This is a genomic window from Streptomyces sp. GbtcB6 (genome assembly GCF_019091475.1).
Taxonomy (GTDB): Bacteria; Actinomycetota; Actinomycetes; order Streptomycetales; family Streptomycetaceae; genus Streptomyces; species Streptomyces hyaluromycini.
The window spans coordinates 61214-82911 of the sequence record NZ_JAGXJL010000017.1 but is presented as its reverse complement, the minus strand read 5'-3'; the positions used below and the strand labels follow the sequence as shown (position 1 = coordinate 82911).

Below are 21698 nucleotides of genomic sequence, written 5' to 3'. Positions count from 1 at the left end.
TGATATGGCGATCACAGTCCGCGTGGGGGTCGGGAGGGTGGCGGCAGCAGTCGTTCTCCTGGCCATGGCCGCCCTCCCGGCGACCGCGGCCGATCTCCCGCCGCCCGTGACCACGCCCACCGACCCGTCTCCGGACCACCGGCAACTCGCCTGGAAGACCTGCGTCCGCGGCCCCGACGACGACACCGGCAAGGCCCTCGACAAGGCCGGCGCCCAATGCGCCGGCCTGACGGTCCCCCTGGACTACGCGGCCCCCGGCGGCCAGACGGTCAGCATTGCCATAGCCCGCCTCCGGGCCGCCGATCCTGCGCACCGCATCGGCACGCTGCTCTACAACATGGGCGGCCCGGCGGATCCCGCGATCGAGTCCCTGCCGGCCGTCAGCGCGGCGATGGGGGCGACCGCCCGCCGCTACGACATCGTCGGCGTGGACCCGCGCTTCACCGGCCGCAACACACCGCTGGACTGCGGCTGGCGGACCGAGACCTACTTCCGCTCGGCTGGCCCGGACCGGGCCGGCTTCGACCGCATGACGGCCTTCGAACGCGGCCTCGCCGAGCAGTGCCGCGACCGCGCCGGAGCTCTCCTGCCCCACGTCTCCACGCGCAACGCGGCCCGCGACATGGATGCCGTCCGCGCCGCCCTCGGCGAGCGCCGGATCTCCTTCTACGGCGTCTCGTACGGCACCTACCTGGGCGAGGTCTACACGGCGATGTTCCCCGGCCGCACCGACCGGGTCGTCCTCGACGGCGTGCACGACCCGAGCCGCCTCGCCCCCTGGGCGGAGTACGGCACCGAGCAGGTCAACGAGGACGCGCTGCGCCACTGGGCGGGCTGGGCGGCGGCCCACGACCGTACATACGGGCTGGGCGGCACCGCCGACGCCGTGCTCGCCACCCTCGACCGCATCCAGGCCGCGGCCGTGAGGCGGCCGCTTTCGGTCGGCCCGTACCGGGTGGACCGGCACGTGGCGCCGCTGTTCGACTACGCGGTCCTGGGCGACGACACGGAGGAGGGGGACGCGCTCATCGCGGGTGTCTTCCGCACACTCAGGCAGGCCGCCGACACCGGGCACGCCGAGCCGGACGAGTTCCTCGCCGCCTTCCTGGCGGCGACGCTGACCGGCGACGGCTCCGCGTACGGCAGCACTCAGACCGCGTACCTGTGCGCAGACACGCCAGGGCCGCGCGACACCGAGGTCCATTGGCGCGCGATCGAGCGGACCCGGGCTCGGCACCCGCTGTTCGGCCCGATCCTCAACAACGTCACACCCTGCTCCTTCTGGCCGCCGCCCGAGGAACAGCCGGTCACCACCGTTCACAACGACATCCCGGCGCTCATGGTCAACGCCACCGGCGACCCCCGGGTGCCGTACTCGGAGGCCCGGCAGATGCACGCAAGGTGGCCTGCTTCCCGGCTCATCACCGTCACCGGCTCCTACCGGCACGGGGTGTACGGCACCGACTACGGCGACGCCTGTGTCAACGACACCGTCAACGCCTTCCTCGCCACCGGCCGGCTCCCCGCCGCCGACCTCACGTGCGCTCCCGTCGTGTCGACGCCGCGCTCACTCAGCGGCTCCTCCGGGCAGGTGCGGTAGAAGGCACCCCGGCGTGGCTTGAAGACCGCGTGGTCGTACGGACCCAGCCGCTGCGGCCGGCCCGGCAGCAGAAACTCGGGGTCCAGGGCAGGCGAGCCCACGGGAAGAAGGCCGCGGCGGCGACCTTCCCGTCGCTGCTGCTCATCGAGCCTGGTCGTATCGCCCCAGGAACCGGAAATCCCCGTCCCTGGCCTGGCAGAGGAAGCTTGCCCTCTCCGCGTTCAGCGTGTGCGTGGCGTCCTGGGTGAAGCGGATCGGCTTGGCCACGCCGTCGTAGGCAGTGCGGAAGAGGCGTTCGGCGACCTGGCCGGGCTCGACTCCCGCGCCGCCCCCGAGGGCGTCGAGGGCGCGGGCGATCAGACCGACGGCGTCGTACGCCTCGGCGGCCCAGCGGCCGGGTGCCTGGCCGTAGCGTTTCCGGTACGCGGCGGTGAACGCCTCGGACGCCTTGGTGCCGGCCGATTCCGGTTCGGTGTACGGGGCTTCGCATATCCAGCCCTCGGCCGCATCGCCCGCCGCGGTGAGGAAGGCCGGACGCATGACGGGCTCGAATCCCATGCGGGGACCGGTGAATCCAGCCGCTGCCAGGGCGCGGGCGCAGGCTGCGGCTCGGCTCGGCGAGACCCCGGCGTGGATGACGGCCTGAGGGTGGGTGGCCAGGGCCTTGAGGACGGCCGGGCGGAAGTCGTCGGTGTCGGCCGCCACGGGGTGGATGGTGACCGTACCCTCGCTGGGTGGTGCCTCGCGGATGTACTGGCTGATGTCCCAGGCCGTCTGTCCCGAGGCCTGGTCCTCGATGACGGCGGTACGGCGCGTGGAGTGCACCCGGGTCAGGTAGAGGATGACCGGCAGGGCGCGCTCGGAACCCGAGGTCCTGGTCTCGCACAGCGTGCGTCGTAGGGAGTCCCTGGACAGTCCGGCCTCGTCGGCGTCGACCGACACGAGCACGAACGGTGTCGACGCGGCCGCGTAGAGCGGACCCGCGGCGCGTGCGGCGGCGGCCGTGGTGGGGCCGACGACCGCGCGGAGGGCGGACCGGACGAGCAGGCTGCGGGCCGCGTCCTTCGCCCGTGCGGTCTCGCCTCGGTCGTCGTACCTGGCCAGGGCGAGGCGGAAGGAGGCGTCGGCGCGTGCGTTGTGGGTGGCGACGGCGAGGGCGGCCCCGCGTTCCTGCGCTGTCCCGGTGTCCTTCTGAAGCCCTGTCAGGTCGGCCTGGAAGCCGATGGTGTGCGTCGGCACGGTGCGGGGCGTGCCGGCCGTCGCCGCGGTGTTCCGCCGGCTCAGCAGTACGGCGGCGCCGGTGCCCGAGGCGGCGACCGCCAAGCCGCCGATCGCGAGAATGCGGCGTCGGGGCAGCCTCTGGACCGGCTCCGGGGGAGATGGATCCGGGGCGGCCGGCGGGCGCGGCGGCGGGTTGAGGGCGCGGGAAGAACGGTCGGCCACCAGCCGCAGCACCTCGGGAGGCAGCCAGTCGCCCTCACCCCGGGGCCCGGCACCCCGACTCGTGCCGCGCCCCTCCGCTCCGCGCGGCGCCCGGCCGGTCACCGCCTCGAACGCGTCACGGAGTTCGGCGGCCGTGGGCCGGTGCCGGGGGTCTTTGGCGAGGCAACCGGTGATCGCCTCGTGCACCGGTGGCGGCAGGAGACGGTCGAGGCCGGTGAGGTCGGGATCCTCGTGGACGGTGCGGTACAGGACCGCGGCCGCGTCGCCGGTGCCGAACGGCCGCTGGCCCGTGGCCGCGTACGCCAGCACGCAGCCGAGGGAGAAGACGTCGCCGGGCGGGCCCACCTCGCCCTCATGGGGCCGGGCCTGTTCGGGGGAGAGGTAGCCGGGGGTGCCGATGATCGCGTCGGGGGCGGTCAGCGCGGTGGCGCCGCTGCCCTGGGCGATGCCGAAGTCGATCAGCCGGGGCCCGTCGTGGGCGAGCAGGATGTTGCCGGGTTTGACGTCGCGGTGGACCAGGCCCGCCGCGTGCACCTCGGCCAGCGCCTGAGCCAGACGCGCGCCCAGTACGACGACGGTGTGCGCGGGGAGCGGACCGTGTCCGTCGACCGTCTCGGCCAGTGACGGGCCGGGCACGAAGGCGGTGGCGAGCCATGGCTCGCGCGCCTCGGTGTCGGCGGCCGTCACCGGCACCACCCAGCGGGCGTCGAGCCCGGTGGCCAGCCGTACCTCGCGGCGGAAGCGGGCCCGGAAGGCGGGATCCGCGGCGTACTCGGCGCGGATCATCTTCACGGCGACAACCGCTCCGTCGGCGGCGCGGGCCAGATAGACCGTGCCCATGCCGCCGGCTCCGAGCCGGGCGAGCAGCCGGTGCCCGCCGAGTGTCTCGGGGTCCTCGGCCCGCAGCGCACGCATCGCCCGCTCCCGCCGCCGTCAGGACGCGGGCAGCGTGCCGACGTATGCGAACCGGCCGCCGTCGACCCGGTAGTGGTAGGCCCGCTGCACGGCGAGCTCATTGCTCTTGTTGAACGCGTACGTCGTGGTCAGCCCCTTGAACTGAGCCTTGGTGAGGGCCTTGGTGACCTGGGCGCGGCTCGGGCGTCGGACACCCTCCCGGACCAGGGCGGTGAGCCGGTCGGCGACGAGGCGGGTGGTGTCGTAGGCTTCCGGCGCCCAGATGCCCGGTGCGCTGCCGTAGCGCTTGCGGTAGGCGGTGGCGAAGGCACGTACGGGTGCGGCGTCCGGGCTGATGTACGGGGTCAGGGTCTGCCAGCCGTCGGCCGCGTCCCCCGCCGCGGTGATGAAGGCCGCGGTGGCCGTGGGCGCGTCCAGGAACCGCGACCCCGCGAAGCCCCGTTCGGCCAGGGTGCGGGCGACCGCGGCGGCGCGCTCGGGGGTGCCGGTGCAGAAGAAGCCGTCGATGTCGTGGGCGAGCATGTCGGCGATCACCACGGACGCGTCCGGCGCGGCGGCGGGCACGACCCTGGCGTACAGGCCGGTTTCGTGCGCGCGGGAGGTGTCGCGGACGATCTGCGCGGACTCCATGCCGGTGATCCGCACCGCGCGGGTCGGCAGCGGCCCGCAGGCGACGACCGCCTCGGCCAGCGACGGACCCGGCACGAACGCCGTGGCCAGCCACGGTGCCCCGGCCTCGGGGTCGGCGCCCACCACCGGCACCACCCACGGGCTGTCCACCCGCCGGGCGGAGACCGCTTCCCGGCGGAACCGGGCCCGGATCTCCGCCTGGTCGGCGTACTCCGGCCGGATCACCTTCACCGCGGCCAGGTCCCCGGCCTCGGTACGGGCCAGGTAGACCACGCCCATGCCGCCGGCGCCCAGCCGTCCCAGCAGCCGGTGGCCGCCGAGCCGGGACGGATCGGAGGGAAGCAGACGCTCCATCACGCACCCCCCTCCGGGTCCGACTTCGTCATCGGCGTCGACGTGCCCGCGCCGGCCGAGGTGTCCGGCTCCGGCGAGGCGGCTCCCAACGCGGCGGGGCTCCCGATCTCGTACTTCACGTTCAGCAGCATCCTGGGCAGGGCTCTCTGGACCAGGGCCCACAGTTCGTCCACTGCGCGTCCCCGGCCCCCGCACACGGAGGTGCTGACCACCACGGGGCCCAGCGCGGCCTGGTCGTACTTGTAGGGATACGGGCCGCCGCGGGAGTCACTCACGCACAGGCCCGTCTCCTCCAGCGACTCGTCGCTGTAGTCGTTGTGTCCCTCGCCCCGCGCGTACATGGTCGAGCTCAGTTCCGTGAGCCGCTCGCCCGGCCGCAGAAGCTCCTCCTGGCAGCCGAAGGACTCCTCCACCATTCCGGCCTGTTCCCAGGCCGCGTCCAGCGTCGTACGGTGCACGGTGATCGTGGCCGACAGCCGCACCGGCCCCTTGCCGCCCCCGGCGGGCACCTCGAAGTGCCGGGTCAGCGTGGCCAGTACGCCCGCGGGCAGTTTCTCCAACTGCCAGGCGCAGCCGTCGCCCAGCAGTGCCCAGCGGCCCGGGTCGCTCTCGTACGGTGTCGTCCGTACCACGCTCTGCCCGAACAGCTCCGGGCCGGCGATCACTTTCCTGATCAGCGCCCGTGCCTGGTCCGCGGTTCTCGGCTGCTTCGCGGGATCCGTTGCGAAGGTCGGCGAGGCCGTCGGTGAGGCGTCCCCGCCTGTGCTCGCGGCCGCAGCCGCCCCGGTCTTCGTGTCCTCGCCGCTTTGGCCCGCTGTGCAGCCGACCAGCAGTAACCCGCACATCACCAGGGCACCGCACATGTGCAGGCCTCTCGCGTACGCCACGATCCCGCCCCTTGTAGCGTGCTCGTCCAGTGCTCGCCGTACCCCGCGCCGCGGGGGGAACTGCCGAGTCGACGTGTGCCCCGCCCCTGTACCGATGCCACTCGGGCATCCGGCGGTTCCCGGACTTCCGTTTCCGGTTTCGCGGGCGACGACGACTTGTGGAGCCGACCGGATCGTAGCCGGTTCACGAACGAGCTCGGCTCAACACGCAATGATTCCAGGGCAGTTGGAGAAGACCGGAGGGAATCTGTGCCGTCTGCCCAACCGGTCCGAGCCGGTCGGGGCTGGAGGCGATGTCAATGGAGTACGGGGCAGGAGGCGCACCGGTGGGAGTTGGCGCGGACTGTTCCTCCGCGCAACCGCTCACGCCCACCGGCCGATTCCACTACGCGGACAGTTCTGTGATCGCCGGAGCGAACGCCTCCATGTACGGCTCCAGCACGGTCAGATACGAGAACCCGTACCGCTCGCGCAGCCCCCGCACCTGCTTCACGACCTCCTCCAGTGTGCCGACGAGGATGGTCGGCAGGGCGAGGGCCTCTTCCAGGGTCAGCTCGGGCCGCCGCTCCAGCAGCGGGCCGAGCGCGGACGACGGGTCGTCGGTGATCGCCACGATCTGGATGAGCAGGTTCCGTTCGGCGGGTTCCTCGCGGCCGGCCGCCAGCTCCGCGTAGCGGGCCACCCGTTCGTCGAGCTCCTCCGCCGTGACCGGTTCCAGGCGGCCCTCCGCGTTTCCCGGCGTCAGGCGGGCCCCGGCGAAGGCCGCGATGTCCGCGCGCTCGGCGGTCAGCCGCAGCATCCGGTCGCCGTTGCCACCGATCAGCAACGGCACCCCGCACCCCTCCGACTTCAGCAACTCCTCGACCGTGCGGCGCAGATGGTCCACCCGCTCGCCCGGCGAGCCGAACGGCAGCCCGGCCCGGTCGTGCTCCGCCCGCACATAGCCGGTGCCGAGCCCGAGTTCGAGCCGGCCGCCGGTCAGCGCGGCGGTCGTCGCCACCTCGCGGGCCAGCAGCGTCGGGTTCCAGAAGGCCGCGTTGAGCACGAAGGTGCCGAGCCGCGGCCGCTCGGTGGCCTCGGCCGCCGCGACCAGTGCGGGGAACGGCGCCGGCATGCCGAGATGGTCGGGGACGAGGAGCACGTCGTACCCGAGTTCCTCGGCGCGCCGGCACTTCGCGCGCCACTCGCCGGCCGACGCGGGCGTGAGTAGGTTGACCCCGAAGCGGAACGGACGCGGCATGAACTCTCCTCGGTGACGAGTGACTTGAGTCGACCACGGGGATTCCATCACTCGTGCGCGATGGCCGCCAGCACATTCATGCGCGATGCACGCAACGCCGGCAGCAGGGCGGCCACGATGCCCACGACGGCCGAGCCGATCACGACCGCGACGATCGTGCTCCACGGAACGGCGAGCGCCTTCATGCCCTGGAGCGCCAGGACCTGCTGGACGCACACGCCCCACACCAGGCCGAGCGCGAGCCCCAGCACGGCGCCGAACACCGCGATCACCACCGACTCCAGCCGGATCATCCGGCGCAGCTGCCGCCGGGCCAGTCCGATCGCGCGCAGCAGCCCGATCTCCCGGGTGCGCTCCACGACCGACAGGGCCAGGGTGTTGACCACGCCGAGCACCGCGATCACGATCGCCAGGCCCAGCAGCGCGTAGACGAGGTAGAGCAGCACGGCGATCTGGTCGTGCACCAGCTTCTTGTAGTCGGCCTGGTCGCGGACCTGCACCTGTGGGTACGGCGCGAGTGTCTTCTCCAGCCGCGAGCGCAACTGGTCGGCACTGGTGCCCGGGGCCCGGTTGACGTACAGCGAGGAGTCCTGGCCGCCGGGGACGTACTTCTGCACGGTGGCGATGCCGAAGAACAGCCCGCCCTGCGTGCCGAAGCCGCCGCCGCTGTCCTGGTCGGTGAGGGCGCCCACCTTCATCTCGGCCCGCTTCCCGCCCTGGAACTCGACCGGGAGCACGCTGCCGAGGCGCACCTTGTGGTCCTTCGCGAAGGTGACGTCCATGCCGAGGCTGCCGGCCGCCAGTGCGGCCGCGGTGTCGCCGCCCTTGTAGGCGACATGGGCGACCTCGTCGACCTGGGCGTCGTACCCGGCGGCGGTCGTGGTGACCCGCTTGCCGTCCGGCAGCCGTACCGCCACCGGCGCGAACCGCTGCCGTACCACGAGACCCACGCCCTCGGTGCCTCGCACCTTGTCGGTGATCTCCTGGGTGAACGGCAGGAAGTTGCTGTTCTGGACGACGAAGTCGGCGCCCAGCGTCTTGTCGATCTGCTGGTCGAAGGACTTGGACATGGAGGCGCTGGCCACCGACATCCCGCCGACCAGGGCGAGCCCCACCATGAGCGCGGCGGCGGTGGCACCGGTGCGGCGCGGGTTGCGCAGGGCGTTGCGCTGGCTCATCCGGCCGACCGGGCCGAAGAGGGCGGGGAACGCCCCGCCGAGGACCCGGATCACAGGGCGGACCAGCAGCGGTCCGGCGATGACCGTCGCGATCAGGGTCAGCACGACCCCGAGGCCGAGCAGCGAGGCGGCGGAGGCGGTCTTCGAGGCCGCGGCACAGCCCGCGAGGGCCGCGGCCCCGATCGCCCCGACCACCCCGCCCACGATCGCCCGCGTCCTGAGCGGCTTGCCCACCCCGGCGATCTCGGCGTCCGCGAGCGCCGCCATCGGCGACACCGTGGCCGCGCGCCGGGCGGGCAGATACGCGGCGACGAAGGTGACGCCGACCCCGACGACGTACGCCGCGACCGGCGTGCCCCAGCCGATGACCATCTCGGTGGCCTTCAGGTTCATCCCGAACGCGCTCATCAGCTTGATCAGCCCGAACGCCAGCCCGACCCCGGCGCCCAGGCCCAGCGTCGAACCGACAAGACCCAGCAGCACCGCCTCGGTGAGCACGGACCGCCGTACCTGCCGCCGGTCGGCGCCCAGGGCGCGCAGCAGCCCCAGTTCACGGGTGCGCTGGGCGATCAGCATGGAGAAGGTGTTGACGATGAGGAAGACGCCCACCAGGGTGGCGATCCCGGCGAATCCCAGCATCACGTACTTGATGACGTCGAGGAAGCCGCCGAGGTCCGCGGCCGACGACTTCGCCTGCTCGTCGGCGGTCTTCAGGTCGTACGTCCCGGTGCCGATCGCCGCGCCGATACGGCCCTTCAGCTCGGCGTCGGTCACCCCCTGCGCCGCGTCCACCGAGATGCTGGTGGCCCGGCCGGTGGCGCCGAGCAGTTCCTTCGCGGCGACCGACGGGTCGAGGAAGACCAGAGCCGCGCCGGGGTTGGTGGTGGTGAAGGTGGCGATGCCGACGATCTCGACCCTGAAGGTGCCGGGCTGGGCCTGCACGGTCAGCGTGTCGCCGATCCGGACGTGCTTCTTGTCGGCGGTGTCCGCGTCGAGGAGGGCCTGGCCTGCGCCCTGCGGGGCGTGCCCCGAGGTGAGCTTCACGGGGCTGCGACGGGTCAGGTACCAGTCGGTGGCGATGGTCGGGGCGCCGGTGGTCGGGCCGACCGACTTGTTGTGGCTGTCGACCACCACGATGTTCTGCACGGAGACGTCCGCGTGGGTGTCCGCGACCCCGTCCACCTTCGCCACCTCGCCCGCCAGCGCGGCCGGCACGGTCTGGACGGCGCCGGTCGGCACCGACGACTTGAGGTCCTGCTTCGGCTCCACCGTGACGTCGGCGGAGGTGGAGGCGAACAACCGGTCGAAGGTGCGGGTGACGGTGTCGGAGAAGATCAGGCTGCCCGCGACGAACGCCACGGACAGGACGATGGCCAGCGCGGACAGCATCAGCCGTCCCTTGTGCGCGAGGAAGCTGCGCAGGGTTGCCTTGAGCACCGGGTCAGTCCTCCTCGGGCCCGGAGGACCCGCGTCCCACGTCGAAACGCTTCATGCGTTCGAGCACGGCGTCCGCCGTCGGCCCCTCCATCCGGTCCACGATCCGGCCGTCCGCGAGGAAGAGCACCAGGTCGGAGTGGGCGGCGGCGCCCGGGTCGTGGGTCACCATCACGACTGTCTGGCCCAGCTGGTCGACCGCCTCCCGCAGAAAGCCCAGTACCTCCAGACCCGCCCGCGAGTCCAGGTTCCCGGTCGGTTCGTCGGCGAAGATCAGCTCCGGGCGGGAGGCCAGCGCCCGCGCGCAGGCCACGCGCTGCTGCTGGCCGCCGGAGAGCTGCGCCGGCCGGTGCTTGAGGCGGTCCCGCAGCCCGAGTGTGTCGATGACCTGGTTCAGCCACTTCTCGTCGGGCTTCTTGCCCGCGATGTCCATGGGCAGGGTGATGTTCTCGGCGGCGTTCAGCGTCGGGATCAGGTTGAACGACTGGAACATGAACCCGATCCGGTCCCGGCGCAACCGCGTCAGCTCGCGCTCCCGCAGCCCGGTTATCTCGGTGCCGCCGAGCCAGACCTGGCCTGCCGACACGGTGTCCAGCCCCGCCAGGCAGTGCATCAACGTGGACTTGCCGGAGCCCGACGGGCCCATGACCGCGGTGAAGCGGCCGCGGGCGATGTCCACGTCCACCGAGTCCAGTGCGAGCACCGCCGTCTCGCCCGCGCCGTACGCCTTGGTCAGCCCGCGCGCACGGGCCGCGACCCCGTCGGCGGCGGGCGCCTCCGCAGCTGCTGTGGACAAGACTGCCTCCCCCATCACCTGACGATCACCGACCTCTTTGTCCGGGTCGAGCGTAGTGTGACCCGTCCCACAGGCGGTATCACTTTTCGATTCCGATGCGCGCTTGCCGCTGCTAGCGGATCCGCGCTAGCTTCGTGGTATGGCGAAGACCCAGCTGAACGTGCGCGTGGACGAGGGCACCGCCAAGGCGGCCCGCGAGCGCGCCCTCGCGCGCGGTGTGAGCGTCAACCGCTACATAGAGGAACTGGTCATGCAGGACACGGGTGAGGCGGGCCGGACGTTCGTCGAGGCCGCCGCCGATTTCATGAAGCAGTACGAGTCCGTCTTCGCCGAGGAGTTCGGCGAGCCGCACGGTACCGACACCTCTGACAAGACCGAAGGTCGTCACTGATCCCTTGAGCGACCTGACGATCGACCTCGCCTGGCTTCTCATGCTCGCCGAACAGAAGACCCCGGGTGACCCGCAGGTCACCGACTGGGGTGCGCTGATCGCCGCCGTCGCCAGGCATCAGGCCGAGATATTCGACGTCCCCGTCTACGACACCCCGCACGCCCGGGCCGCCGCCCTGCTCCAGCTTCTGATCCACGTCCCGGCCCTTGAGCGCTCCAACGCGCTGTTCGCGTCCTCGGTCGCCTACGCCTACCTGGTCGCCAGCGGCCTCAAGGTCGCCACCTCGCCCGAGCAGGTCCGCGACCTGGCCCGGCTGGTCAAGAACGGCGAGGCGGGCGTCGCCGACATCGCCCAGGAACTGCGCCGCTGGAGCCTGTGACCGGTCCGGCGGAGCCCGTGACCAGGCTTTCAGGCTTCCGGGGGTTTGCGGGCGACGCCCAGCGCGCAGTACGAGGAGGGCAGCCGCGGGCCGTTCTCCGGCAGGAACACCCGGCGGTAGGGGCCGAGTTCGAAGCCGGCCGCGCGCAGCTCGGCGACCGGATCCCGGGACAGATGGCAGCCGCCGCTCAGCAGCGGCCACACCGTCCGGTCCAGGGCCCGCTGGGTGAGCCTCATCGCCGGGCCGCCGCCCACGCCGTGCTCGAAGAACCGCAGCTCACCGCCCGGCCGCAGGACCCGCCGCACCTCCGCGAGCGCCCGCCGCACGTCCCGGACACTGCACAGCACCAGCGAGAGCACCGCCGCGTCGAAGGCCTCGCTCTTCACCGGCAGCGCCTCCGCCGCGCCCGGCACCACGTCCACCGGGACATCGGCGCGCACGGCGGCCTCCACCGCCAACTGCCGCAGGGTGCGCTCCGGTTCGATCGCGACGACCTCCGCGACCGAACCGGGATACCGCGCGAAATTGAGCCCGTTGCCGGCCCCGATCTCGATCACGCGCCCGGACAGCCCGGAGAGCAGCAGCTCCCGGATCGCGGCCATGCCGAGTCCGGTCTCGGCGGTCACGCTGTAACGGGCGTAGAAACGGGCGAACAGCGGGTGGTGGACGGGATCCCGCACCGGTGTCCCGGCGCCGGCGGACATCAGCCGCATGACGGACCTCCCGACGGAAGCAGGTCTACGGTGATTGTCCCCCGCACGGGCCCGCCGCACCCCCGCAGCAGGTCCTACGAGTCCTACGAGATGAAGTCGCGCACCTGCTCGTAGACGCCGTGGTCGTCGTTCATGTCGGTGTGCGAGATGCAGCCGACGTCGACGTTGGTCGCCCCGCTCAGCTCCGCCGAGGTGTCCGGGTCGATCGCCGCGTCGCAGTCCGACCAGTACGCCGCGTACGAGACGCTGCCGGGCGTCTCGTCACCGGAGTTCAGGGCGGTCAGGAACGAGCTGCCGGTCGTCATCTCCTTGCAGGACGTGTACAGCCACCCGCACAGCGAGGCGACGCTCGTCCCGTGGTTCACCCCGGCGACCGAGACGAAGTGGTCCACGTACGAGGTCCCGCCGAGGTTCTTGAGGTAGTAGCGGCTGTTGAGCGCGCCCATGGAGTGGACCACCAGGTCGACCTTGGAGGCGCCGGTCTTGGAGAGGACGGACTGGATGTAGGTGGACAGCGTCGAGGCGGTGGTGACGTTCGACTTCGTCCAGTCGTACGAGATCGCGTACAGCTCGGAGGACGAGTAGCCGTCCGCCTCGAAGTCCGCGATCCAGGTGTTCCAGCTGCTGGAGTCGCTGCTCAGGCCGTGCACGAACACGATCGGGTCGTGACTCGCCGCGTGCGCGGTACCGGCGGTCAGGGGGAGGGACAGAAGGAGCGAACCGGCTATCGCCGACAGAGCGGTTGCGATGCGACGCTTGGCGCGCTGCATGATGCCTCCTGAAACAGGTGGGGTTGTTCAGGAGTGTCGGGACGGGTCTACGCGCGCCGCATCGGTGAAGTCGCCAGTCTTTACGAGTCAACTAACTCGCCAGTAACGTCTTTGGTGTGGTGATACCGGTGAACCCCCCACCTCTCGACCGCACTTCGCCACCGCAGCCGACCGACGCGGGGCCGTGCCCGGCTTCCGCACTCCCCGAGGGCGTCCGCGCCCGGGTGCTCCGCGTCGTATACGAAGATCAGCGCGCCGTGGCCGAACTCGTGCCGCGTCTCACCGAACGGCAGGCGGCCGGGGCCGACCCGCTGCCGGTCGAACCGGCCGAACTGGCACCGGGGTTGCTCCATGCCCTGCGCCGGGAGATCCGCGCCCTGCCCGACGAGACCCGGCTGCTGTTGCTGCTCGCCGCCGCCGACCAGTACCCGGTGGCCACCCATGCCTTCCTGCGGGCGGTCACCGCCTGCCGGCTCGACACCCGCCCGCTGGAGGCGGCCGAGGCGGCCGGGGTCGCCCACGCCAGTGCCGGCGGGGTGTTCTTCCGGGACTCCTGGACCCGGATCGCCGCCTACGAGACCGCCTCACCGGCCGACCGGCGCGAGGCCCACCTACTGCTCGCCCGGGTGCTGGGCGGCAAGGGCGAGGCGACCCGCCGCTCCTGGCACCGGGGCGCCGCCGCACTCGGCCCCAGCGCCCGGCTCGCGGCGGAACTGCGCACCGCCGCCGACCGGGCCCGCGCCGAAGGACGGCCCGCCCTGGCCCGCGCCCTCGCCGAACGCGCCGCCGGCCTCTGCCCCGACCCGGCAGAGGAGGCCCGGCTGCTCGCCCGGGCCGCCGCCGACGCCTGGTGCTCGGGGGAGCCGGACCGGGCCAGACGGCTCGCCGCCCGTACCGACAACTCCGCCCTCAACGGCGTCCTCGCCCTCAGAGCCGGCAACGCGGCCGAGGCCTTCGACGCCCTGCTCACCGCCGCCGTACGGCAGGAACGTTCCGCCGATGCCGTCGAACTCCTCGCCCTCGCCACCGAGGCCGCCGTCTACACCGGCGACCTGAGGCGCTGCCGCGAGGCCCATGTCCTCGCCCAGTGGCTGGACCTCCCGCCGTCCGGCATCCTCGCCGCACTCGCCTGCGCCGTCGAAGGCCGCTACGCCGACGCCCGCGTCCTCCTCAAGGCCACCGCGGGCCGCTGCGGGCCCGGTGGCGACCCCGGTCCGCTGATCCACTCAGGCATCGCCGCGCTGATGCTCGGCGACCACACCCGGACCGTCACCGCCACCCTCCGGGCCGCCGCCTCCGCCCGGGCCCGCGGCATCCCCGGGACGGAAGCGCAGGCCATGGAGTTCCGTGCCTACGCCGACTTCTGGACCGGCCGCCCGCGGGCCGCCGAGGCCGCCGCCCAGGAGGCCCTGCGCCAGGCCCACGCCACCGGGCAGGACAACGGGGCCTGCCATCTCCAGGCCGCGCTCGCCATGTTCGCCGCCGTCACCGGCGACGAACAGGCCTGCCGGGAGCGCGCCGCGGCCGCCCGCTCGCACGCCCTGGCGCACGGACTGGGCCTGCCCGCCGCCCTCGCGCAGTGGGCGCTCGCCTTCCTCGACCTGACCAACGGCCGCTTCCCGGCGGCCGCCGCGCGGCTGCGCGCCCTCGCCGGGTTCGGGCCCGGACACGGCCACCGGGCCATCCGGCACCTGGCCACCCCGCACTACGTCGAGGCCGCCGTCCGCACCGGCGACACCCGGGTCGCCCGTGCCGCGCACGCCGACTACCACCGCTGGGCCACCGCCGTCCGCAGCGCCGACGACCTCGCGCTCAGCGCCCGCTGCCGGGCCCTGCTCGCCCCCGGCGCCGAGGCGGTCCAGCACTACCGTGCCGCGCTGGACCTGCACGCCCGGGGCACCCGGGACTTCGAACGCGCCCGCACCGAACTGCTGTTCGGCGGTGCGCTGCGCCGGCTGCGGCAGCGCACCGAGGCCCGCGACCGGCTGCACAGCGCCCTGGAGGCCTTCGAGTCCTTCGGCGCCCCGCACTGCGCCGCCCAGGCCCGCGCCGAACTCCGCGCTCTTGGAACGGCGTTGACACCTGCCACCGGTGGGCCCGACCCGGCCGCCGTGCTCACCGCCCAGCAGCTGATGGTCGCGCGGATGGCCGCCGATGGCGCCACCAACCGTGAGATAGCCGACCGGCTCAACCTCAGCCCCCGCACCATCGACCACCATCTGCGGGGGGTCTTCAGCCGGTTGGGCATCCGATCCCGGATCGAACTGGTACGGCTGCTCGGCGCGTCGCCCTAGGGAGCAGCTCCGCGATCCGGGCAGGCCGTCGGTCGGGTGCGGCGCCATCGTGGCTGGTCGCGCAGTTCCCCGCGCCCCTAAAGGGGCGCTCCGCCGGCGCCACCGAAGGGGCGCGGGGAACTGCGCGACCAGCCCCCACACAGCCGCACCCGACCGACGGCCTGCCGCGGCCCTAGGGTGCTACCCGTACCCGGAACGCCTCCGCGTCCCAGGCGCCGTCCAGCCGCGCCGACAGCCAACTCGGTGCCACCGCACGGAAGTCGGCCGGCGCCAGCGCCCCGGCCCCGGCGGGCAGCGCACCCAGCAGCGGTGCCCCGGCCACCTCCGGAAGGTCGGCGACGTTGCAACGCGACGCCAGATCGGGGGAATCGGGCCAGCTGCCGATCACCACGCCCAGCAACTCCAGCTCCCGGGCCCGCAGTTCACGGGCCGTCAGCTCGGTCGTGTTCAGCGTGCCAAGACCTGCCGACGCCACCACCAGCACCGGCGCGTTCAGCAGCCGGGCCGCGTCCGCCAGCGTGCCGCCCGCCGCGTCGAACCGGACGAGCAGGCCGCCCGCGCCCTCGACCAGCACCAGCTCGTGCTCGGTGGCCAGCTTTGCGGCGGCCTCCGCCACGTCCTGCGGACGCACGGGGGCCATCCCCGCCCTGCGGGCCGCCGTGCCCGGCGCCAACGGCTCGGGGAAGCGGGCCACTTCGGCCGCCGTCACGGCACCCGCAAGCCGCGCGACCTCGTCGGCGTCGCCGCGCTCGTCCGGTCGTACCCCCGTCTGCGCGGCCTTCAGGACCGCCACCGAGCGGCCCGCCGCGACCGCGGCGGCGGCGACCGCGGCCGTGGTGACCGTCTTGCCGACCTCCGTGCCCGTCCCCGTGATCACCAGGATCGGCATGCTCATCCCTCCCGCGCGGCGGCGCACACCGCGCGCGCGATCCGTGCCACGTCCGCGTCACCCGTGACGTACGGCGGCATCGTGTACACCAGGTCGCGGAACGGCCGCAGCCACACGCCCTCGCGCACCGCGGCCGCCGTCGCGGCCAACATGTCGACCTCGTGGTCGAGCTGGACGACCCCGATGGCGCCGAGGATCCGGACGTCCCGTACGCCGGGGATCTCCCGGGCGGGCGCCAGGCCCTCCCGCAGCCCCGCCTCGATCCGCTTGACCTCCGCGAGCCAGTCCTGGCCCAGCAGCAGCCCGAGCGAGGCGCAGGCGACCGAGGCCGCGAGCGGGTTGGCCATGAACGTCGGCCCGTGGGCCAGCACCGGCACCTCGCCCCGCGAGATCCCCTCGGCCACCCGGGACGTGCACAGCGTCGCCGCCATCGTCAGATAGCCGCCGGTCAGCGCCTTGCCGACGCACATCACGTCCGGGGTGACGGCCGCGTGGTCCGCCGCGAACAGCGCGCCGGTACGCCCGAAGCCGGTCGCGATCTCGTCGAACACCAGCAGCACGTCGTGCGCGTCGCACGCCTCGCGCAGCACCCGCAGGTAGGCGGGGGAGTGGAAGCGCATCCCGCCTGCGCCCTGCACCACCGGCTCCACGATCACCGCGGCCAGCTCGTGCGCGTGCCGCTCGATCATCGAGCGCAGATGCCCGGCGTACGACTCCTCGTACTCCGCCGGCGGCGCGTCGGCGAACACCTGACGGGGCAGCACCCCGGACCAGAGCTCGTGCATCCCGCCCTCGGGGTCGCAGACGGACATCGGCTGCCAGGTGTCCCCGTGGTAGCCGCCGCGCCAGGTCAGCAGGCGCTGCTTCGCGGGGCGGCCGAGGGAGCGCCAGTACTGCAGGCACATCTTCACCGCGACCTCGACGGACACCGACCCCGAGTCGGCGAGGAAGACATGCTCCAGGCCGGCGGGCGAGATGTCGACCAGGAGCTTCGCCAGGCGGACGGCGGGCTCGTGGGTGAGCCCGCCGAACATCACATGGCTCATCCGGCCGAGCTGGTCGCGCGCGGCCTCGTTGAGCACCGGGTGGTTGTAGCCGTGGATCGCCGACCACCAGGACGACATGCCGTCGACAAGATCGCCCGAGCCGTCCGCGAGCCGCAGCCGGACCCCGCTCGCCGATTCCACGACGAGCGGTTCGGCCCGGCCGGGCATCGGACCGTACGGGTGCCAGACGTGCCGGCGGTCGAGGTCCAGCAGCTCGGGGACGTTCAGGTCAGGCATTGGGCGCGAGATCCGTTCCGGCACCCCGGCGACGGACGGCGACCAGGTCGGTGCGCGGCTCGTTGGCGGGGACGGCCGCACCCTCGTGGGAGCCGCACACCGACCCGCATCCGGCGTCCGCGTGCGACCCGCACCCGGCCTCGGCATGCGACCCGCACCCGGCGCCCTCGGCCGCGTGCGACCCGCAGCCGCCGCCCTGAGCGTCGGCCCGGTGCTGCGGCAGCGTCACCTCGTCCGCGCCCTCCACCACGAACCCGGCGTCCGCGATCATCTCCAGGTCGGCCTGGCCGGCCTGGCCCTCGGTGGTCAGGTAGTCGCCGAGGAAGATCGAGTTGGCCAGGTGCAGCGCGAGCGGCTGCATGGTGCGCAGATGGACCTCGCGGCCGCCCGCGATCCGCACCTCCACGTCGGGGCAGACGAACCGCACCATCGCCAGGATGCGCAGGCAGCGCTGGGGGGTGAGGTTCCACTCCTTGGCCAGCGGGGTGCCCTCGACCGGGATCAGGAAGTTCACCGGAACGGAGTCCGGGTCCAGCTCGCGCAGCGAGAAGACCACGTCGACCAGGTCCTCGTCGGTCTCGCCCATGCCGGCGATCAGACCGGAGCAGGCCGACAGCCCCGCCGCGTGCGCCTTGGTGACCGTGTCCACCCGGTCGGCGTACGTGTGCGTGGTCGTGATGTCCCCGTACGTTCCCTCGGACGTGTTGAGGTTGTGGTTGTAGGCGTCCGCGCCCGCCTCGCGCAGCCGCTCCGCCTGGCCGTCGGAGAGCAGGCCGAGGCAGGCGCACACCTCGACGCCCTCGTTCTGCTCCTTGATGGCCTTGATGGTGCCCGCGACCCGGTCCACGTCCCGGTCGGTCGGACCGCGCCCGCTGGCCACCAGGCAGACCCGCTTGGCGCCCCCGGCCAGGCCCGCGGCGGCCGCCCTGGAGGCCTCGTCGGGTTTCAGCCAGGTGTACTTCAGGATCCCGGTGGAGGAGCCCAGCCGCTGCGAGCAGTAGGAGCAGTCCTCCGGACACAGGCCCGACTTGAGGTTGACCAGGTAGTTGAGTTTCACGCGCCGCCCGAACCAGTGCCGGCGCACCTTGCCGGCCGCGGCCACCACGTCGAGCACGTCGTCGTCGGAAGTCGCCAGTACGGCGAGCGCTTCCCCGCGGGTCGGCAGCTCGCGCCGAAGCCCCTTGTCCACCAGCGTGTTCAGCAGGTCCATGAGAGCCGATCCTGTACTACGAGGCTGCTCCGGGCCAAGGAGAGTTTGCACAACCCTGTCAGTTCGACGTGTGGGTATTGCCACACAGTGGGGGGCCGATGGTCCCGCTAGGGTCTGTCCACTGCCTACAAAATCACCGGAGGGGTCATGGCGTTCGGCTGGATCGACGATCAGGCGGAGCAGCGCCGCCGCGCCGGACTCGTACGGACCCTGCGCCCCCGCCCCGCCGATTCGCCGCTGCTGGACCTGGCGAGCAACGACTACCTGGGCCTCGCCCACCATCCGGAGGTCGCCGAGGGCGCGGCCGGGGCGGCCCGGACCTGGGGCGGCGGCTCCACCGGCTCCCGGCTGGTGACCGGCACCACCGAACTCCACACCGAACTGGAGCGGGAGCTGGCCGGATTCTGCGGGTTCGAGGCCGCCCTGGTCTTCTCCTCCGGCTACGCGGCCAACCTGGCCGCCGTCACCACGCTCGGCCCGCACGGCTCCCTGATCGTCTCCGACGCGCTCAACCACGCCTCCCTGATCGACGGCTGCCGGCTGGCCCGGGGCGCCACCCAGGTCGTCGGGCACGCCGACCCGGACGCCGTGCGCAAGGCGCTCGGGACCCACGAGGGGCCCGCGGTGGCCGTCTCCGACACGGTGTTCTCGGTCGACGGGGACGCGGCACCGCTGGCCGCGCTGGCCGAGGCGTGCCGGGAGCGCGGCGCCGGGCTGCTGGTCGACGACGCCCACGGGCTCGGGGTCCTCGGGGACGGCGGGCGGGGCGCGCCGTACGCGGCCGGGCTCTCCGGGGCCGACGACGTGGTGGTCACGGCGACCCTGTCGAAGTCGCTGGGCAGCCAGGGCGGGGTGGTGCTGGGCCCGGCCCGGGTGATCGACCATCTGGTCAACGCGGCCCGGACCTTCATCTTCGACACCGGCCTGGCCCCGGCCGCGGCGGGCGCGGCGCTGGCGGCCCTGCGGCTGCTGCGCCGTGAGCCCGGGCGCGCGGCCCGGGCCCGCGAGGTGGCCGCGGAACTGCACGCACGGCTGACCGCCGCGGGTCTGGAAGCGGTGCGTCCGGACGCCGCGGTGGTCTCCGTGCGGGCCCCGTCCCCGGAGCAGGCCGTGCAGTGGGCGGCCGACTGCCGGACGGCAGGCCTGGCCGTGGGCTGTTTCCGTCCGCCGTCGGTGCCGGACGGCATCTCACGGCTCAGGCTGACCGCCCGTGCGGACCTCTCCGGGGCCGAGATCGAACGCGCTGTACGTGTGATCGGCGAGACACGACCATGAGTCGGCGTGACACGGCCGGGCCTGGCTCGCAAGCGGATACGGAGTCGGTCATGGAACGGGTTGGCGTCTGATCAGTTTCGTTCTGATCGGTTTCGTTTGAATCTGATCAGACTCTTCTTGGGCTGATCAGTCGGCGAGCGCGGTCACGAAACCCGTCCAGCTCTCGGGGGAGAAGAGCAGGGCGGGTCCGGCCGGAGCCTTGGAGTCGCGCACGGCGAGCAGTCCGGCCGACGGGCCGGAGCGCGGCCGTGCCGTCTCCACGCAGTTGTTCGCTCCGGTGCTGTAGCTGCTGCGCAGCCACCGCAATCCGTGCAGATCAGCACTTGAAGGTACGTTCCGAGGCAGTGCGGTCATGGTGCCTCCTTACGTGCCGTCAGCTATCACGGCGATGTAATCCAACGAGTCCTCGGGCGAAAGGGCGTGGATCCGAAGCGTGTCGAAGGCCTCTGTGTAGGCCTGGAGGTCTTCTTTCCGCTCCAGGTAGAGGCTACTCGTCAGCTGGTCGATAACAACCACGTCCAGATCAGAAGTGCTCGGAAATGAGAAGATTACGAAAGGTCCGGTGATGCCGATATGCGCCCCGGCCGCGAACGGCAGCACCTGGAGCCGTACTTGGGGCAACCGGGCCGCCTCCATCAGCCGCACCAGCTGCCGCGCCATCACACCGGGACCGCCCACCTCCCGGCGCAGTACCGCCTCGTCCAGGACCGCGCTCAGCTCCAGCGGCGGATCGTTGCGCAGCACGTCCTGCCTGGCCAGACGCACCTCCACCAGGGCGTCCAGGGCCTCGTCGTCACGTCCGTCCACGGCCGCCCGGGTCACCGCACGCGCGTACTCCGGGGTCTGCAGCAGCCCCGGCACGACCGAGGTCTCCAGCGTGCGCATGGCGCTGGCCTGCGACTCCAGGCTGATGAAATCCCGGTAGGCCGGCGGCAGTACCCCACGGTAGGCGTGCCACCAGTGGTGCCGTCCCGCCGTGTCCTCCGACCCCGCCAACACCAGGAGCAACTCGCGCAGTTGCCCCTCGACCACGCCGTAGGCGTCCAGGAGTAACCGCACATCGGCCGGTTTCACACCGCTGGCGCCGGTCTCGATCCGGCTCACTTTCGACTGATGCCAGCCCACCAGACGGGCGGCCTCACCACTCGTGAGGCCGGCGCCGGTGCGCAGTGTGCGCAGTTCGGCGCCCAGTTTCCGGCGGCGTACCGCGGGACCGTTCTGCATGGGCTACTCCTTACTCCTTCCGAGCCGCCCAAATACGGTCTGAGGTAGCAGAGTTCACCGCTTCGAGCGACAGATATATGCATATCTTGGTGGATCGCTCCCCTGACCGGCCCGGTAATGGCAGTCTGGCGAAGAAGCACCAGTCCGGGACCGTACTCGAACCATCCGCACTGTGTCGGACTCCGGTCCCGAGGAAAGGGACGACGTCGCCATGGCAGACCACCTGGAAGCATCCGTCACTCTGCCGAGCGATCCCGCCTCGGTCTCCACCGCCCGCTCCTACGTGCTGGACATTCTCGCGGAGTGGGGACTGCCACCGGAGACGGAGACCGCGGACACCATCCGCCTCATCGTCTCCGAACTCGCCACCAACGCAGTGCAGCACACCTTCGGGCAGTCGCCCACCTTCACGGTGGACCTCGTGCTCGACCGTGACGAACAGCTGCGCATCGGCGTCACGGACAGCCATCCGCGCTTCCCCAAGAGACTTCCCGCCGCGGTCCAGCAGGACAACGGGCGCGGCATGGTCATCATCCGCTGGCTGACCGCCGAGTGCGGCGGCAAGCTCCGGGTGCGCCCCACCCGGGAGGGCGGCAAGACCGTCTCCATCGAACTTCCCTGGACGGTCCCGGCCCCCACCGTCACCGCGGCCGTCCAGCAGGAGCCTTAGGGCCTGTCCAGCGGACCCAGCCGCAGACGCGGGGTGTGCCACGCCAATCTGCGGCGTTGTCGTCGGTCGCCGACATCCCCCAGCCTTCGGCCGGGAGGTGCCCCCCACCGTGTCGACTCCCTC

19 protein-coding genes and 1 pseudogene are annotated in these 21698 nt (G+C 72.5%); 6 read left to right on the top strand and 14 right to left on the bottom strand.

From position 1 onward, the window contains the following. Positions 1-4: 4 nt before the first annotated feature. On the top strand, positions 5-1600 hold the full coding sequence (locus tag KVT45_RS27480; protein ID WP_217551781.1) for an alpha/beta hydrolase: 1596 nt from the start codon (positions 5-7) through the stop codon (positions 1598-1600). Between the two features lie 141 nt (positions 1601-1741). On the opposite strand, the gene KVT45_RS27475 is transcribed toward KVT45_RS27480, so the two are convergent. The 7 genes and pseudogenes from KVT45_RS27475 to KVT45_RS27450 form a co-directional block, all read right to left on the bottom strand. Continuing rightward, a complete protein-coding gene (locus KVT45_RS27475) occupies positions 1742-3958 on the bottom strand; it encodes a bifunctional serine/threonine-protein kinase/ABC transporter substrate-binding protein (protein WP_217551780.1) in 2217 nt (738 codons plus the stop codon). A gap of 18 nt (positions 3959-3976) precedes the next feature. Beyond that, the gene (locus tag KVT45_RS56545) at positions 3977-4588 is read right to left on the bottom strand and encodes an ABC transporter substrate-binding protein (RefSeq protein WP_254647447.1); all 612 of its coding nucleotides are present in this window, start codon (positions 4586-4588) and stop codon (positions 3977-3979) included. Continuing rightward, a pseudogene (locus KVT45_RS56540) lies at positions 4589-4942 on the bottom strand (serine/threonine protein kinase); the annotation flags it as partial. After that, positions 4942-5829: a hypothetical protein gene (locus KVT45_RS27465; RefSeq protein ID WP_217551778.1), complete on the bottom strand. Its 888-nt coding sequence runs from the start codon at positions 5827-5829 to the stop codon at positions 4942-4944. The gene KVT45_RS27465 and the pseudogene KVT45_RS56540, both read right to left, overlap by 1 nt. 385 nt (positions 5830-6214) lie before the next feature. Further along, complete coding sequence (locus tag KVT45_RS27460; RefSeq protein ID WP_217551777.1) at positions 6215-7069, bottom strand: TIGR03621 family F420-dependent LLM class oxidoreductase; 855 nt, start codon at positions 7067-7069, stop codon at positions 6215-6217. Positions 7070-7116: 47 nt separating this feature from the next. Continuing rightward, positions 7117-9684, bottom strand: a complete 2568-nt coding sequence (locus tag KVT45_RS27455; RefSeq protein WP_217551776.1) for an ABC transporter permease — start codon at positions 9682-9684, stop codon at positions 7117-7119. Positions 9685-9688: 4 nt separating this feature from the next. After that, positions 9689-10477, bottom strand: coding sequence for an ABC transporter ATP-binding protein (locus KVT45_RS27450; protein WP_217551775.1), 789 nt, complete (start codon positions 10475-10477; stop codon positions 9689-9691). A gap of 139 nt (positions 10478-10616) precedes the next feature. Here KVT45_RS27450 and KVT45_RS27445 point away from each other — a divergent pair, with 139 nt between their 5' ends. Both KVT45_RS27445 and KVT45_RS27440 read left to right on the top strand, forming a co-directional pair. Beyond that, entirely contained in the window at positions 10617-10868 is a 252-nt protein-coding gene (locus KVT45_RS27445) for a toxin-antitoxin system HicB family antitoxin (RefSeq protein ID WP_217551774.1), read from the top strand. 4 nt (positions 10869-10872) lie between these two features. After that, positions 10873-11247 carry a fic family toxin-antitoxin system, toxin component gene (locus KVT45_RS27440; RefSeq protein ID WP_217551773.1) on the top strand — a complete coding sequence of 125 codons (375 nt, stop codon included), beginning with the start codon at positions 10873-10875 and terminating at the stop codon, positions 11245-11247. Positions 11248-11276: 29 nt separating this feature from the next. On the opposite strand, the gene KVT45_RS27435 is transcribed toward KVT45_RS27440, so the two are convergent. Both KVT45_RS27435 and KVT45_RS27430 read right to left on the bottom strand, forming a co-directional pair. Beyond that, the gene (locus KVT45_RS27435; RefSeq protein WP_217551772.1) at positions 11277-11960 is read right to left on the bottom strand and encodes a class I SAM-dependent methyltransferase; all 684 of its coding nucleotides are present in this window, start codon (positions 11958-11960) and stop codon (positions 11277-11279) included. Positions 11961-12043: 83 nt separating this feature from the next. Next, positions 12044-12730, bottom strand: a complete 687-nt coding sequence (locus KVT45_RS27430) for a triacylglycerol lipase (protein ID WP_217551771.1) — start codon at positions 12728-12730, stop codon at positions 12044-12046. Positions 12731-12849: 119 nt separating this feature from the next. On the opposite strand from KVT45_RS27430, the gene KVT45_RS27425 reads away from it, so the two are divergent. After that, positions 12850-15024 (top strand): LuxR C-terminal-related transcriptional regulator, encoded by a 2175-nt coding sequence (locus KVT45_RS27425; RefSeq protein ID WP_308310882.1) that lies wholly within the window; start codon positions 12850-12852, stop codon positions 15022-15024. A 172-nt stretch (positions 15025-15196) separates the two neighbouring features. Here the strand turns inward: KVT45_RS27425 and bioD are convergent, their stop codons facing one another. From bioD to bioB, 3 genes are read right to left on the bottom strand one after another with little or no spacing between them, the layout of a single operon-like run. Then, positions 15197-15913: a dethiobiotin synthase gene (gene bioD / locus KVT45_RS27420; protein WP_217551897.1), complete on the bottom strand. Its 717-nt coding sequence runs from the start codon at positions 15911-15913 to the stop codon at positions 15197-15199. Positions 15914-15915: 2 nt separating this feature from the next. After that, on the bottom strand, positions 15916-17196 hold the full coding sequence (locus tag KVT45_RS27415) for an adenosylmethionine--8-amino-7-oxononanoate transaminase (protein WP_217551769.1): 1281 nt from the start codon (positions 17194-17196) through the stop codon (positions 15916-15918). Next, on the bottom strand, positions 17189-18406 hold the full coding sequence (gene bioB, locus KVT45_RS27410) for a biotin synthase BioB (protein WP_217551768.1): 1218 nt from the start codon (positions 18404-18406) through the stop codon (positions 17189-17191). The genes KVT45_RS27415 and bioB overlap by 8 nt, the downstream gene beginning before the upstream one ends. Positions 18407-18553: 147 nt before the next feature. Between bioB and KVT45_RS27405 the strand changes: the two genes are divergently transcribed. Then, complete coding sequence (locus tag KVT45_RS27405; protein ID WP_217551767.1) at positions 18554-19681, top strand: 8-amino-7-oxononanoate synthase; 1128 nt, start codon at positions 18554-18556, stop codon at positions 19679-19681. A gap of 126 nt (positions 19682-19807) precedes the next feature. On the opposite strand, the gene KVT45_RS27400 is transcribed toward KVT45_RS27405, so the two are convergent. Further along, a complete protein-coding gene (locus tag KVT45_RS27400) occupies positions 19808-20035 on the bottom strand; it encodes a DUF397 domain-containing protein (protein WP_089105456.1) in 228 nt (75 codons plus the stop codon). 9 nt (positions 20036-20044) lie between these two features. Then, positions 20045-20905 carry a helix-turn-helix transcriptional regulator gene (locus KVT45_RS27395; RefSeq protein WP_217551766.1) on the bottom strand — a complete coding sequence of 287 codons (861 nt, stop codon included), beginning with the start codon at positions 20903-20905 and terminating at the stop codon, positions 20045-20047. A gap of 211 nt (positions 20906-21116) precedes the next feature. Between KVT45_RS27395 and KVT45_RS27390 the strand changes: the two genes are divergently transcribed. Beyond that, the gene (locus KVT45_RS27390) at positions 21117-21575 is read left to right on the top strand and encodes an ATP-binding protein (protein ID WP_217551765.1); all 459 of its coding nucleotides are present in this window, start codon (positions 21117-21119) and stop codon (positions 21573-21575) included. Positions 21576-21698 lie beyond the last annotated feature (123 nt).